This window comes from Acinetobacter sp. FDAARGOS_724, from assembly GCF_013364475.1.
In the GTDB taxonomy this organism is placed as follows: domain Bacteria; phylum Pseudomonadota; class Gammaproteobacteria; order Pseudomonadales; family Moraxellaceae; genus Acinetobacter; species Acinetobacter variabilis.
The window spans coordinates 89,212-104,300 of sequence record NZ_CP054908.1 but is presented as its reverse complement, the minus strand read 5'-3'; the positions used below and the strand labels follow the sequence as shown (position 1 = coordinate 104,300).

Sequence of the window (15,089 nt, the reverse complement as noted above, 5' to 3'; positions counted from 1 at the left end):
GCCAGACGATTAACTTTTATGGCAGCTTAACTATTATATGCAGTGGGAAAAAACATGAGTTTGTTTATAAATTTAAAAAAATTAGGGGTTAACACGACTGTTTTAGCAACATCGATTTCTTTAGTTGCATGTGGCGGGGGGGGGAGTGACGGTTACTATAATAATGACAATAATAGTCAACCAAATACAGGAGGAAATAATGGAGGTGGCAATGAATCTACAGATAATACAGCTCAAGTTCCAGAAAGCTTGAATATTAGTTTGCAAGATTCGAGTGGCCAAAATATTGTTCAGGTTGTAGATAATTCAACTGTACAAATTGCTGTTCAGGTCTTAAATGCAGATAAAGGTGGAATTTCTAGCAAAAATGTACGATTAGCGATTAATGATTCAGATAAATTAGGTGTAACAAGCAAAAGTTCCTTAGTTGCTACAGCTGAAGATGGTATTGCTATTTTTGAGCTTAAAATTCCTTCAATTAATATTGAATCTGGTAAAGTACAATTAACTGCAACTGTAGATGGTACACAAGTTAAACAGGTATATACCCTTAATATTAAAAAATCTAGTGTAATTGTTAGTGATTATACTCTAGATGTGCCACAAGGCCTTACGATTGATTTACCAAATGGGGCAGTTGAATTTTTTGTCCAAGTGACTGATCCAAAAGGTGGTTCTAAGTCAGGACAAACCGTTGAATTGTCTTTACCTGCTGAGTTACAAGGATTGTTTGTAATTAGCAATGGATCATCTGTACAGACAGATAGTGAAGGTAAAGCAAATTTTAAACTTGTAGCAAATAAAAATTTAACTCCGGCACAAATTCAACAGCTTGTAGATACATCTAAAACACTAAACTTTAAACTCATTGATGAGCATCGTGCAGAAAAGCAAGCAACTACGTCTCTAACATTTAAAGATATTGCAACAATTGTCGATAAACTTGAAATTATTAAGCCTGATGCACCGATTGCTGCAAAAAATGGCGAAGCACGTATTCGTGTATATGCCAAGAATTCCAATAAACAAGATTTAGCAGGTAAAAAAGTTCGCCTGGAGACCAATCAATCTGGTCGTGGTGTGACCTTGGATAAAACTGAAGCCATTACAAATGCACAAGGTTATGCGGAATTTATCCTAAAAAGTAATTCTGATACACCACTTGCTTTGAAGGATGAAGGGATTGAACTTAAAGCAACTTTCCTAGAGAACCCTGAGAAATTCGCGACCATTACTGTTGATGTCATTACTGCAGATGATAGTGCAACCGATCAAGAAGCTATTCAACGTCTAGAAATCGCTTCATCTTATAAAATCAATGCAATGTCTGACAGTGTTGAAATTAAGGTAAAAGCGATTGCGAACAATGGACATGCTGCGAAAAAAGGTAAAATCAAACTTACCTTGAATAGCGAAGCTGTAGCAAATGCTGTTAAGTTAGAAGGCAGTAGTGATGGTGTTAACTTTGATTTAAATGAAAGTCAGTCTGTCGGCGCAGAGGGTTATGTCACTTTCAGAATTAAAACACCAGCATCGCAAACAGCAGCAGCTGTAGAAGCATTAAAGGCTTCAGGGATCACAGCGACGTTTACAACAGATAACGGTATTAGCAATAATATTAAAATTGTTGTTGAAGATAAGGCTGTTGCAACTGAAGCAGTTAAGTATCTCTTAATTGACCCAATTAATGAAAACTTTGATCCTACCAACAACCAAGACATTACAATTAAAGTAAAAGCAATTGGTGAAAAAGGTGGCCCTCTTAAAAATGAAAAAGTATCAATTAAATCTTTACTTTCAGATGATCAGCTGAATAAGTTGAGTTTAAGTTTAAGTACAGCTGCTGAAGTTTTAACAGATGCAGATGGTTATGCAGAGTTTGTTTATAAGTATCAATATAATAAATCTGCAGAACAGCAAGCGTTGGCTAAGCAAGGGATTACTTTTACATCCACGGCATTATCTAATCAAAAGACTCAAACGATTAAAGTTAACTTCAATACAAAGAGTGTCAGTGACAAAGTCAGCCTTGATTACTTTACTTTAGATACTGATGGTTTAGCTCAAATTGCACTTAATCAACAAACTGAAATTGTAGTACGTACGCAAGCCTTTGGTGTTGATGGTGCAGTTCTTGCAAATCAAGAATTAGCTATTGGTATTGATGAAACTGCGATTTCAAATGGTGTTTCATATGCCACGGCAACTAAGCTTGTATCGGATGCACAAGGTAAAGTTGAATTTAAATTAAAAGTTGCAGCACGTAATTTGACTGAATTAAATACCTTGATTGAAAAAGGCCTAACTGTTGCAGTAGTGTCTTATCGTAATGATGGTTCTAAGCATTCAGTTACTCGTAAAATTGATTTAGTTTCAAACTCGATTATTGACACTGGAACGAGTCAAGTGGATTACCTCATGGTAGATCCAATCTTAACCCGTTTTGACTATACGCAAAATCAAGAAATTACCGTTCGTGTAAAAGCATTAGATGTCAATGGAAGCCCATTAGCAAAAGAAAAAATTCAATTAAAATCTGCCTTAACTAATCAGCAGATGCAGCAGTTAGGCTTAAGTTTTACGACCCAAGCAGAACAAATCACTGATGCATTAGGTTATGCAACGTTTAAACTTAGTTACCAGTATAACGAAACGCCTGAACAAGAAGAACTTGCGAAAAAAGGTCTTACTTTCAATGCTTTGGCAAATGGTAAGGTTAGTAATATTCGCATTAACTTTAAGGCTCCGAGCGATAGTATCGACTTAAGTTTCTTTACTGTCGATACAGATGGACAAGCCTTAATTTCGACCACTACAGATACACCGATCAAGATCCGTGTCAAGGCAATGGGTACAGATGGTAAGGTTTTAGCTAACCAACGTATCAGTATTGGTATTGATAATACTGCAGTTTCAAATGGCGTAACGTATGCGACCTCTAATAACCTAGTTACAGATGTATTAGGTAATGCTGAGTTCGTTTTAAATGCGAAACCAAAGAATAAAGATGAACTGAATGCATTGCTTGCGAGTGGTGTAACAGTCGCTGTTAAAGCAACTGCAAAAGATGGTTCTGAATATACAACGCTAAGAACGATTAAGCTTATTGAGCAAGAGCAAGCATCGCAAGTATCTTCACTACTAATCGATCCGTTACAAGCAGCATATGACTATACAAAAGACCAAACAATTCAAGTACGCGTGAAAGCGATTGGTCAAGCTGGTCAGTCTTTACGTAATGAAAAAGTAAGCTTAACGACAGCCCTTAGTGCACAAGAGTTAGCTGATCTGAATTTAAGTCTTGTTGGCGATGCGACGAAACTGACTGATGATTATGGTTACGTGACATTCACATTTGACTATAAATACAATGCACAGTCTTCTGCACAAAAGAAACTGCTGAATGGTTTTGAAATTAAAGCAACTGCTAATGGAAAGACGAATAATACGATTATTAACTTTAAAGCACCTGCAAATGAACAAGAAATCAATCTTGATTATTTAGTGGTATCTACAGGTGGTCGTGCAGTTATCTCAACCGATAAACCAACAGAAGTGACGATTACAGCAACTGCATTGGCAACAAATGGTCAGGCATTAAAAGACCAGACTGTGAAAATTGAATTGAATGAAACAGAAACCAATAGTGGTATTTCATTTAATTCTGCGACAGAAGTTGTGACCAATGCACAAGGACAAGCCACATTTAAAGTCAACATTGCACCAGAAAATGCATCTGAATTAGAGGCATTGCTTGCATCTGGTTTGAATGTTCGTTTATCTGCACAGCGTGTAGATGGTTCTGCATACAAAGTATCAAGAAAAGTTGAACTTTATAAGTCAGAAGCAGAAGCACCAAGTGAAGTTGATTATCTGATCATTGATCCGATTAGTGTTTATGATTACAGTAAAAATTCTACCATTGCGGTACGAGTGAAGGCGATTGGTGAAGATGGTAGCGCATTACGTAATGAAAAAATTACATTGCGTCCTGAAAACATCTCAAGTGCAGAATTAGCGAAACTCAATTTGAGTTTAAATGGTGCTGCTGAGCAATATACCGATGATCAAGGCTATGCTGTCTTCGAATTTAGCTATAACTACGATGCAAAATCTACAGAGCAAAAAAACCTTGCATTGAAAGGTGTAGCGTTATTGGCGACTGCAAATGGTAAAGAGCAGCGCACAGTTATTAACTTTGCGGAAACTCAAACTAATACGCTTGATTATCTTGTCATTGATATGATTGGTAAAGCTGTCATTGATAAGGATGTAGAAACTAAAGTTGTATTATCAGTGCTTGCAAAAGGTACTGATGGTTCAGTTTTGGCAAATCAAAATGTTCAGATTGAATTGACCAATGAAAATGGTATTAATCTTCTTACAGCTTCATCAGTAGCAACTGATGCAAAAGGTTATGCAAAATTTGAATTCAGTGTGCATCCAAAGAACCAACAGGAATTAGAAGCATTATTGGCAAATGGCGTAACAGTGAAAGTCTTATCTGCAGTTGCTGATGGATCTGTTCGTCAAGCTCAACGTAAAGTTGAATTAGTGCAAGCCGAAGAGCAAGTTGAATCTAAAGTTGAGACTTTAGTTATTGATCCAATCTTAAATTCATTTGACTATACTCAAAATCATACGATTCAAGTACGCGTTAAAGCATTAGATGCTGCTGGCAGTACGCTGAAAAATGAAAAAGTTGCAATCACAACTGATATTCAAGCGAAATTAGCACAACTCAACTTTAGTTTAAATGGAGCAGCTGAACAGTTTACTGGTGATGACGGCTATGCGACATTTGTATTTGAATATAAATATGCAGAATCTACAGTACAGCGTGAGATCTTAAATGGTGTGATTGTTACCGCAACTGCAAATGGAAAAACACAGACAACAAAATTGAACTTTAGAGAGTCTTTAACTTCAGAAGCATTAGATTATATTTCTATTGATACAAATGGTTATGCTGCGATTGAAGAAAACGTACAAACTGATATTACTGTTAAGGTACGTGCAATCAATGTGGGTGGTAAAGCACTTGCTAATCAAGATGTAACGATCAGTTATAATGAACAAGCACATAATAATGGTGTTTATTTACTTGATCCAACAGGTGCGAATGTTGGTGCACAAACCTTTACGCAAAAAACGGATGCTGATGGATATGTAACCTTTACCTTTAAGGCATTGCCACGTAATAAAGCGGAAGTGCAAAAGCTGATTGATGATGTGACTGGTGATTTACAGGTTACATTAACAGCTAAACGTGCTGATGGTTCGAATTATGAAGCTTCTCGCCGTATTGATTTAAGAGCTCCTGATGTTGAGTCTACACCTGCAGAAGTTTTAATTGATCCAATTCTGCAAGCATTTGATTATTCAAAAGATCAAAAAATCATTATTCCAGTAAAAGCGTTATCTGCTGATAAGGGTGCTTTACAGGGTGCAAAAGTTACGATTGATACACCGGATTTAACTCTAGAGCAGTTAAAAACAGCACAATTCACTTTAACAGGTGAAGCAACTAAGTTTACTGATGCCAATGGTTACGCTTATTTTGAGTTTGAATATAAAGCAGCAAGTACTCAAGAGCAGATTAAGTTGGTAAGTCCAGGTGTTCGTATCACGGCGACCACCAGCAATGGTAAAGCTGCTGTTCAAACCTTGAACTTTAAATCACCAAATGCCGGGCAGATTCTAGATTACTTTACCTTAGATGCATCTGATTATGTAGTTGCATTGGATGTGAATACACCTAAGACAATCCAAGTGACGATTAATGCAAAAGATACTGAAGGTAAGGCATTTGCAAACCAAGTTGTTTCACTTGGTCTAAATGAAGCTGCTTTAAGTAATGGTGTAAGTTTCAACACGCCATCTCAAGTCATGACAGATGACAAAGGTCTTGCAACATTTAGAGTGACACTCAATCCTCAAAGTGATACAGAAATTGAAAACTTAGCTGCAAATGATCTTGAATTTACAGCAACTGCACGACGTGCGGATGGTTCTGAATATACGCTGGTTCGTAAAATTGAGTTAGATAAAGCTAAGGTTATTTTACCTGAATTAGCGAATCTTATTTTTACGACAGTAGATGATAAGCCATTAGATACAATTTCTGTTCTTGGTGGTGAAACACGCGTCAAAATTAAAGCAGTTGATAAAGCTGGTAATACAATTCCAAACACGCCTATCGCAGTTGCACTATCTAGTTTAACTTCTAGTCGTGTGACATTAAGCAATGTACCAACTCAAACTAACAGTAAGGGTGAAGCTGAATTTACGGTTACCGTTTCTGAGGGCGCATATGATGCTAGTTTGATCAAAAATGGTATTGTCTTTGCAGTAGTTGGTACGAACTTAAATAATGGCGATCGTTTACAGCAAACAAGTGTAATTGGTATCACCGCTCCAGCAAATGCTTTAAATCCACGTTTAACATCAGATGTAAAAACAGTGATAGCTGGGCAAACAGTTAAAGTGTATGCAGCTGTTAAAGATGAAATGGGGATTAATACTGCTAATGGTACACCAATGCAATTAACTTTGAATCCAGAAGCGATAGCTGCAGGTATTAAGCTGAGTGCTGAAGGAGTAGTGATACAAGGAAACGGTTCAGTTCCTATTGACTTGATTGTGCCAAAAGGTATTACAAAAACAGTATTAAGCTCTATTATGGTTACGGGTACTATTCGTGATCCACGTGGTAATAAACTTCAGACGGATCTAACTTTTACTGTTCAAGATATTAGTAATCCTTATCACTTGACGATAGATAGCAGTCGAGTATCTTTGTCATCATCTGGTGATAGTGCATTTGTAACAGTTAAACTTCTTGATGCGAATCAAGGTGGGGTTGCCAATGAAACTGTAACTTTAGCGATTAATGACCCACGTAATGCTACGAGTATTAATGGTTCTTCACAAATTACAACAAATGAGTTTGGTGAAGCTGTATTTGAAGTATCAATGAAATCATTACAGGGAATATTATCAACTCCTGTTCTACCAATTGAATTAACAGCAACACATACCACTGCAACAGGTGCTATAGTAACTCAACCTGGTAGTATTCAAGTCCATTCACCAACAGTTCTAGCACCAACATTAGATTTAAAAATCAAGTCATCTAAAGATAAATTGAATCTAAGAGGTGATAGTGTTGAAGTGTCTGTATTAGTCGTTGACTTAGAAGGATCAAGTCAAGTTGGTAAAGCTGTAACTTTAACAATCCCGGCATATAGTCAAAATGGTGCTTATATTCGTGGTGCATCAACTGTAGAAAGTGATGAGAATGGTTGGGCAAAATTTACGATTGTTATTGATGAAAGCTTACGTGATCCAGCCTATGACTTCTCTGCTGCAGATTTACGTGTGGAAGCTATAGTTAAAGATGCACAGAATACAGAGCGACGTGTACCACATCATATTGATGTTGTAAATTCAGAAGTGCCAGTAACTGTTGGTTCTATTGCTGTTAACTTTAATCCAACAGAGATTACATCAACAGCTAATGGAATTTATTATCAAAAAGAAGGTTCTGTTCAATTAGTTGATGTTGATGGTAAACCTGTTGCAAATCAGGATGTTGTTCTGGATGTTCGTCCAACTTCTTATGTCATCGGTGAATGGGTGTTTGGTATTCAAAAAGATCCATGGAAAATCGTGACTAAACCTGTTTTAGATGCAAATGGTAATCCTGAAAATAATTCAGATGGAACACCAAAGACAAAAGAGGTGAAAGAATTAGATGCAGTTTATCCATTCATAAGTTTAAAAGAGTGGATTAAACCAAATGACTATTACTATCCACTGTTGAATTTTACACCGTCACAGACATTAATGCAGAATTTGACAACTACATGTCCAATTAATGCAAATACTTCAACTTGGGTAGCTAATGGTCAGGCATTACGCGTGGTTCGCTTCTTAGGTGGGACAGCAAATAATAGTACAACTCATCCATATACTGCGACCTATCGTACAGATAGCACGGGTAGATTTGATTTCATTATTGAATATCCGAAAGCTAATGCACAATGGGTATCTGTAGAAGTTGGTGCGAAAACAACACTTGCACAGACACCAACGAGAGGCTATACAACATTAACATTACCAAGTTTAGCTAGTGATTATGCGACTGATGGAAGTTATGCTCCGAACCGTGTAAGTCCATATACGACTTGTACTAACTAATTTGATAAAAAACAGCGCTTCGGCGCTGTTTTTTTATGGGGATTTCAATTTAAAAATTAAAGTGAAGTTCCCACACTCACACCCACAGTAGGCTTAAAATTCATTGAACTACAACCCATCAATGCAAGACTGCAACATATAACCAGTAAGAATTTATACATACGTCGATCTCTGAAACTAAAAGGAGATGTTGACTAAAAGTACATTTCCCCAAATACCTTAGTCATCCAGCAGATCCATCTGTTTCGCTAACTGATATAAATTATTGGAGCGATTTCCTGTACGGCAGAACATCAAGATTGGCTTTGGTAATTCGTTATAATGGTTAGCAAAAGTACGCACATCAAGCTCGGTAATCTGGCCAGCAACTACTGGCTGGAAGACATAATCCAGACCTGCACTACGAGCAGCCTCCTCAATTTGTACGCTGGTTGGCTGTTCAGGGCCACCTTCCATATCCGGACGGTTATTGATAATTGATTTAAAACCTTTTTCAACTACTTGAGAGATATGTTCAGGACCAATTTGGCCAGCAAAGCCTACATTTTCGCTCATGATGTCACTCCATTATGTCATTTATCTTGATATGCTTTATGATAGCATTAAGCTGAAAACATGATGGCCTAGTTCTGAAAAATTTATAAACGATTACAACTATAAAATAACGCAATGGAGCGCGTATGTACGCCTATACAGTCGAACCACTGTATGTCAAAAGCGGTCAGGAAGTGATTGCTGCGGATTTCTATCGTCCTCAACAGATTGACAAACCAGCTGTGATCCTGATGGCTCATGGCCTAGCGGCTTTACGTCATTTTAAACTGGTGCAATATGCCCAACGTTTTGCCAGTGCAGGTTATGCGGTGGTTCTGTTTGATTATCGCTATTGGGGAGGCAGTACTGGGCGTCCGCGTGAATTGGTGTCGATCGGTGCTCAGCTTGAAGACTGGCGTACCATGATCCAGCATTTGCAGGCACGTAAATCCATTGATGCTAAACGGATTGTGTTATGGGGAACAGCATTGGGTGGCGGGCATGTACTGACATTGGCCGCAGAACTAAAAAATATTCAGGCGGTAATGGTACAGGTACCCTTTGTTGATGGTGCAGAAAGTGCCAAACTTTATCCTTTGCAGCAATTGCCTAAAGCCCTGAAGATTTCCAGTCAGGATTATATGGGGGCAAAGGTAGGAATGGCTCCCAAGACCTTGCCGGTGGTTGATCGTTATGAACTTTGTTTTATGCCGACGCAAGATAGCTACGAAGGATATTTATCCATTGTGAATCCAGATTATTACTGGAGTGGTCATATCCCAGCCCGGGTATTCTTTAAATTAATGCGTTATCGTCCTATTCAGCAAGTCCGCAAAATCACTATTCCTGTCCTGTTTATCGCAGCACAACAAGACAGCTTGATTCCCATTGAAGCTAGCCGGGAAACCGCAACCAATATTGCACCATTTGTACAATATCATGAGTGGAATATGCGGCATTTTGATATTTATCATGGTGAATGGTTTGAAAAAGCAGTCTCGACCCAATTAGAATTCTTACATCAACATATTGGAGTGCGCTAGATGATCATTGTATGCCCGAATTGCCAGGCTAAAAATCGTGTGCCTGAAGAAAAATTAACGGCCGATCCAGCATGTGGTCAGTGTCATCAGGCTTTGGTTCCACTGGCGCCGATTGAGCTAAATGAACAGAACTTTAGTCAGTTTGTCACCCATAGTGATCTTCCCATCCTGATTGATCTATGGGCAGACTGGTGTGGTCCATGTAAAATGATGGCACCGTATTTTGCTGCTGTAGCAAAAGAAAATCCACGGGTGGTATTTGCTAAAATTGATACCGAAGCCAATCCGCGATTAAGCTCAGCATTTAATGTGCGTAGTATTCCGACGCTGGTTTTGATGAATAAAACCAATGAAATTGCTAGAATAAGCGGTGCATTACGTTCAAGCGAACTACAAAAGTGGCTTGATCAGCAGTTAAATAATGCTCAATCCTAATTTAAAAAGCCTGGAGTTCAAGTGACAGATTCTCATATTAAACCAGAGGGAGTACTTTCCCTGCAGACGATTGCAATGCCTGCGGATACCAACTGGAGTGGAGATGTATTTGGTGGCTGGATTGTTTCACAAATGGACTTGGCGGGAGCAATTCATGCAGAGCGCTTTAGTAAAGGACGCTGTGCAACGATTTCGATTAACCAGATGACCTTCCTGGTTCCTGTGAAAGTCGGCGATGTCATTAGCTGCTATACCAAAATTCTAAAAGTCGGAAATACCTCGATCCAGATGCAAATCGAAGTATGGGACAGTCATGATAACTCACGTGCACCTGTACGCGTGACCGAAGGGGTATTTACCTTTGTCGCAGTGGATGTCAAAGGCAATAAACGTCCAATTCCGGATGAAGCAAAACAGAAATTTGCAGAATCTCAGCAGAACTCATAATTCATTAAATAAAAAATCCCAGATCATTGATCTGGGATTTTTTTGTCTGTATTGAAATTAGGCTGGCTTCAACTGATTCTTGGCAATCCAAGCCCAGAGCATCTCGCATTGAATCGGTGCTTCACCAGATTCATCAGTTATGATTACTTGTACCAGTGTTTCACCTTTTTCTGAACTCTGCATGAGTTCTTGCTGTTCAGGAGTTAAGGTAGCTACTGCAGTCATGCCACCTTTGGTTGGGCGCTTAAAGTCCACTTTTAGGCTTTTAATCAAAACCACTGCGCTGTCAGGTACATTCATTGCAGTCACAAAGCCGGTTGCTGTTTCTGCCAATAGTGCCATGGCACAGGCATGAATCTGACCGATATGGTTCTGCATGGCTTTATGATTAACCATACTCACCACAACTTTGGATGCACTGATTTCCTGATAGCGAATCTTGGCAGAGCCAACCATTGGAACCACTCGGCCAAAGGTCTTACTTAATAAAGCAGTACGCATACCTTGCGGTAATCTTGATGTCGCTTTGACCAGTTTGGTCAGTCGGTTGCTCTTTGTCATAATTCTATCTACAGACGTTGAGATATCTTAGTCTTTAAAGTTGTTGAACTGTAAAGGCAGACCGAATTGTTGTTCTTTCAGGAATGCCATCACTTGTTGCAAGGTATCGCGTTTTTTATCAGTCACACGAATCTTGTCGCCCTGAATAGAAGATTGCACTTTAATACCGCTTTCTTTAATGGCCTTATTAATTTTTTTTGCTGTATCTGAGTCAAGGCCATCTTTAAGCTTGATCACTTGAACTACATTTTTGCCTGAAGCGGTCATTTTTTGTGGATCTAGTGCCTGAATATCCACTTTACGCTTGAAGAAATGGTTTTCCAGCATGGTATACACTTGCTCACATTGGAAATCACTTTCTGTGCTAATTTTGATTTCCTTGTTTTTTTCATTCAGTTCAATGGAAACATCCTGTCCACGGAAATCGAAGCGGGTTGCAATCTCTTTTTGGGTATTTTGAACTGCATGATTTACTTCAAAAATTTCTAATTCAGAAACAATATCGAAAGAAGGCATAGTTTAGACCTTTACAAAGGGAAAGAATATCTGAGATGCTAGGGATGTTTTCTTCATTTGCCAAGTGTTGTTTACATCAAAGGAGTGCGCAATGATCCGTAAACAAGAAATTACAACATTTGAGTTCCCAGAAAATGCCGTAATCTGGGATGTACGAGATGCAAGTGCTTATGCTGAAGCACACGTGAAAGGGGCGGTCAATCAGCCCATTAACGATCTTTCAGCAGATAGCCTGACTCAGGTGTCAGCGGATCAACCGATTTACATTTTATGTGGTGGTGGGAGTAAAGCTCCACGTGCAGCTGAAAAATTAGAAGGTTTTGACAGCTCACGTGAATATGTCATCCTGATGGGTGGTACTCGTGCTGCTCGTGATGCAGGTATGCCACTGGAACAAGGCGCATAATTGACCTTGTGAAAAAAAGCGCCTAAGGGCGCTTTTTTGTTGTTTAGATTTCTTCAAAGCCCCTTTTTTTAAAGAGGGGGTTAAACTCTTTCTAAAATCTCTCCCTTGCGGAACAGTGTTCCTCCCCCTTTATTAAAGGGAAGGCTCTTTAATCTTGAGGCTCAAAATAAGGCTTCTTGGCTTTTACCTTCTTTTGAAAGCGTGTCACGTCGAGTTTCTTTACCAAGTTCGAAGGTGCGGGGCAGGCTTCCCCTAAAATTTGGGCTGCCAGAATTTCACTACACAGTGGTGCAAATAGAAAACCTTTGGAGCCGAGACCTGCAAAACTGTAAATTTCTTCATCTGCTTTCATTTTTCCGAGTAAAGGAAAATAATCCTGACTCTGGGCACGTACTGCTGCTCGACCTTGCCAGGTTTCGGTAGGTGGTAATGACTGTGCATATTCAGGAAAGACACTGTGGATAAGTTTATAATTATACACATGATCTTCTATTAAGACTTCTGCATCATCCCGACCCGGATAGAATGAAGCACCCAAAATCAGTTGTTCGGGATTGAGCTGTATACAGTAACCGCCATAACTATAGGCTGTATCTTGATTTAAGGGCTGATCTTGATTATTGACCCAGCTAACCTGTCCACGAATCGGTTTCAGGAGTGGATAATTTTTAAAGAATTGCTGGGTATCACGTGCGGTACATACAATGATGTGATCAAACTTGCCTAAGGATTGTTGATCTGCAAATAACTCAGGTTGAGTAGTAGTTTCAATATGGTTAATTTTAGCCTGTACATATTGAATAAGAGGATGCTGCAAAATTTCATCACGCAGTTGATGAGGTGAAACTGTGCCCGCTGCTAACAACTTTAAAGCTGGAAATTCAGTTTGAATCTCTTGGTCTGTTGCACTTTGAGCAGCAAGAATGTCTGCGGGATATTCATCTACCAATCCTAAAAGCTGTTCAGAATTTTTTAAGGCAAGCTGATTGACCTGAATTGAGCGAAAAGCTTTAAATTTCTGATAATGATTTAAGGCATGCTGCCAGGCCACCGTCATCAGATGTTCAGCACTTTCCTCAACTGAACATAGTTTAGGATTAAGCAGGGCAAGGGGATTGCCGGAACCGCCTGAAAGAGGCGCTGACTGGTCATAAATCGTGATTTGATGACCACGCTGAGCGAATGCCCATGCTGCGCTTAAACCTGCGATTCCAGCGCCAATCACAGCGATTTGACGAGGTTTAGTACCCCTCTCTAGATTTGGTTCAGTTTTTTTCTGAGCACTTTCCTGTTCTAAAACCGTTTCACTGTCTTTATTTTCTTCAACAGGATTCCAGATCGCTTTCAACATCTCACGTTTATGGCCAAATCCACGTGGACGGGAAATGGAGATTCCATGTCGTTTTAAACCACGCTTTAAGACACCCGCAACACTGAAAGAAGCAAAAGTTGTTCCGATCTCGGATAAACGCACAATGTTATTTAAAACATTTTCTTCCCACATGTCTGGATTACATGATGGTGCGAAGCCATCCAGAAACCAGGCATTAACTGGTGCAGTTTTTTCAATAACAGGAAAGACATCATGTGCATCTCCCAGCCACAGATCCAGACTGAAACGCTCTTCAGGAAAGCTGAGACGATGACAACCGGCAATCGGCATTGGATATTGGGAGATGAGTTGATCTGCTAGTGGCTTCAATTCTGGCCAGGCATTTAAGGCGCGAATTAAATCTGCTTTAGAAAGCGGAAATTTTTCTACTGAAATCGCATGCAGATGACTTTGATTATTCGGACGAACCTGTTGCCACAGCTGCCATAACGCCAGAATATTTAAACCCGTACCAAAACCCGTTTCACCGACACAGAAATATGCAAAAGGTTTTAAATCGGCCAGGCGGGTACTAAGGTCATTACCATTTAAAAAGACATGCCGGGTTTCCAGCAATCCATTGTCTTTGGAAAAATACACATCACCAAATTGCTTGGACACAGGCACATCAATGCCATCCACTAATTGCCAATCCAGATCGGCAGTTTGAATTGCATACGACAAAACGGGTACAACCTTAAAGATATTTGGAAAGCTTATAGATTACCACTGACGGCGACGTTTAGTATAAACATAGCTTGCAATCAGAAAGCCAAGTAATACACCGACCGCCAAAGTTGCAGCACCGTAGAGAAACATCTGGGCACTACGTTCACTTTGCAGGACCTGTACCTGCACCCCGAGATTGTCGTTCTTGAGCTGCAATTCCTGATTTTGTGACAGGGCTTCCAGATTGGCTTTTTCCAGTTGCTGTAGACGCGTTGCCTGATCTTTGACTAAAGCTTTGACTTTGGCATCTTGCTGGGCTTTCTGCTTGGCAATTTCTTCTGCAGTGAGCGGCTTTTTCTCAGTCAGCTGAACAGTCTGAGCAGTTGTCGCAACTGCTGGAATAATTCCAGCCTGCTGTGCAGAAGTGCCCTGAGCAGGTGCTTGCGTGGTAACAGCTTGAACAAGAGTAGCTGCTGGCTGTGTAGCCGGGGCAGCTGGAGCAGAAACTTCAACAGCCCAGGCAGAAGGAATCATGAAACAAAAGCCAATGAAACTGGCGGTAACAGCGCGCATGAACCTTATCCTTTAGGAAATGCTTTGTTAAATGGTTTCACATCAATATGCGCGTATACACCTTCTTTCAGGAATGGCTCATCCTGTAACCATGCATCCAGTGCTTCACGACTGTCAAAATCAACGATGAGGGTACTGCCATAGAAACCGGCTTGAGGATTGGCTGGATCTTTAGGCATGGCACCTGCAACAATCAGACGACCTTCAGTATCTAACTGTTCCAGACGTGCAAGATGTTGTGGACGAATCGCAAGGCGTTTTTCAACTGTACCTTCCTGGTCGGTACAGCTAACGACGAATAATGACATGATGACTCTCTATCGTTTGTAGT

The 15,089-nt window shown here is 39.7% G+C and carries 11 protein-coding genes; 5 read left to right on the top strand and 6 right to left on the bottom strand.

Annotated features, from left to right (window positions below; translation table 11 throughout):
- Positions 1-54 precede the first annotated feature (54 nt).
- The gene (locus FOC32_RS01720; protein WP_175966078.1) at positions 55-8,202 is read left to right on the top strand and encodes a hypothetical protein; all 8,148 of its coding nucleotides are present in this window, start codon (positions 55-57) and stop codon (positions 8,200-8,202) included.
- 219 nt (positions 8,203-8,421) lie between these two features.
- On the opposite strand, the gene FOC32_RS01715 is transcribed toward FOC32_RS01720, so the two are convergent.
- The gene (locus FOC32_RS01715; protein WP_004783676.1) at positions 8,422-8,757 is read right to left on the bottom strand and encodes a TIGR01244 family sulfur transferase; all 336 of its coding nucleotides are present in this window, start codon (positions 8,755-8,757) and stop codon (positions 8,422-8,424) included.
- 125 nt (positions 8,758-8,882) lie between these two features.
- On the opposite strand from FOC32_RS01715, the gene FOC32_RS01710 reads away from it, so the two are divergent.
- From FOC32_RS01710 to FOC32_RS01700, 3 genes are all read left to right on the top strand, one after another.
- Complete coding sequence (locus FOC32_RS01710) at positions 8,883-9,779, top strand: alpha/beta hydrolase (RefSeq protein WP_175966076.1); 897 nt, start codon at positions 8,883-8,885, stop codon at positions 9,777-9,779.
- On the top strand, positions 9,780-10,214 hold the full coding sequence (gene trxC, locus FOC32_RS01705; protein WP_175966075.1) for a thioredoxin TrxC: 435 nt from the start codon (positions 9,780-9,782) through the stop codon (positions 10,212-10,214).
- A 75-nt stretch (positions 10,215-10,289) separates the two neighbouring features.
- A complete protein-coding gene (locus FOC32_RS01700; RefSeq protein ID WP_171523022.1) occupies positions 10,290-10,661 on the top strand; it encodes an acyl-CoA thioesterase in 372 nt (123 codons plus the stop codon).
- A 57-nt stretch (positions 10,662-10,718) separates the two neighbouring features.
- Here FOC32_RS01700 and FOC32_RS01695 read toward each other — a convergent pair whose 3' ends face one another.
- Complete coding sequence (locus FOC32_RS01695; RefSeq protein WP_175966073.1) at positions 10,719-11,222, bottom strand: DUF4442 domain-containing protein; 504 nt, start codon at positions 11,220-11,222, stop codon at positions 10,719-10,721.
- A gap of 27 nt (positions 11,223-11,249) precedes the next feature.
- Entirely contained in the window at positions 11,250-11,738 is a 489-nt protein-coding gene (locus FOC32_RS01690) for a YajQ family cyclic di-GMP-binding protein (RefSeq protein WP_004783667.1), read from the bottom strand.
- Positions 11,739-11,829: 91 nt separating this feature from the next.
- Here FOC32_RS01690 and FOC32_RS01685 point away from each other — a divergent pair, with 91 nt between their 5' ends.
- Entirely contained in the window at positions 11,830-12,144 is a 315-nt protein-coding gene (locus FOC32_RS01685) for a rhodanese-like domain-containing protein (RefSeq protein ID WP_005233835.1), read from the top strand.
- Positions 12,145-12,292: 148 nt separating this feature from the next.
- Here the strand turns inward: FOC32_RS01685 and mnmC are convergent, their stop codons facing one another.
- Genes mnmC through FOC32_RS01670 form a run of 3 tightly spaced genes read right to left on the bottom strand, consistent with a single transcriptional unit; the run spans position 12,293 to position 15,066 of the window.
- Entirely contained in the window at positions 12,293-14,200 is a 1,908-nt protein-coding gene (mnmC, locus tag FOC32_RS01680) for an FAD-dependent 5-carboxymethylaminomethyl-2-thiouridine(34) oxidoreductase MnmC (protein ID WP_175966071.1), read from the bottom strand.
- A 39-nt stretch (positions 14,201-14,239) separates the two neighbouring features.
- On the bottom strand, positions 14,240-14,758 hold the full coding sequence (locus tag FOC32_RS01675) for a hypothetical protein (RefSeq protein ID WP_175966069.1): 519 nt from the start codon (positions 14,756-14,758) through the stop codon (positions 14,240-14,242).
- A 5-nt stretch (positions 14,759-14,763) separates the two neighbouring features.
- Entirely contained in the window at positions 14,764-15,066 is a 303-nt protein-coding gene (locus tag FOC32_RS01670) for a YciI family protein (RefSeq protein ID WP_175966067.1), read from the bottom strand.
- Positions 15,067-15,089: the final 23 nt, after the last annotated feature.

Coding starts and splice junctions, on each gene's coding strand:
- FOC32_RS01720 (WP_175966078.1), top strand. CDS start 55: ATGAGTTTGTTTATAAATTTAAAAAAATTAGGGGTTAACACGACTGTT.
- FOC32_RS01715 (WP_004783676.1), bottom strand. CDS start 8,757: ATGAGCGAAAATGTAGGCTTTGCTGGCCAAATTGGTCCTGAACATATC.
- FOC32_RS01710 (WP_175966076.1), top strand. CDS start 8,883: ATGTACGCCTATACAGTCGAACCACTGTATGTCAAAAGCGGTCAGGAA.
- trxC (WP_175966075.1), top strand. CDS start 9,780: ATGATCATTGTATGCCCGAATTGCCAGGCTAAAAATCGTGTGCCTGAA.
- FOC32_RS01700 (WP_171523022.1), top strand. CDS start 10,290: ATGCCTGCGGATACCAACTGGAGTGGAGATGTATTTGGTGGCTGGATT.
- FOC32_RS01695 (WP_175966073.1), bottom strand. CDS start 11,222: ATGACAAAGAGCAACCGACTGACCAAACTGGTCAAAGCGACATCAAGA.
- FOC32_RS01690 (WP_004783667.1), bottom strand. CDS start 11,738: ATGCCTTCTTTCGATATTGTTTCTGAATTAGAAATTTTTGAAGTAAAT.
- FOC32_RS01685 (WP_005233835.1), top strand. CDS start 11,830: ATGATCCGTAAACAAGAAATTACAACATTTGAGTTCCCAGAAAATGCC.
- FOC32_RS01675 (WP_175966069.1), bottom strand. CDS start 14,758: ATGCGCGCTGTTACCGCCAGTTTCATTGGCTTTTGTTTCATGATTCCT.
- FOC32_RS01670 (WP_175966067.1), bottom strand. CDS start 15,066: ATGTCATTATTCGTCGTTAGCTGTACCGACCAGGAAGGTACAGTTGAA.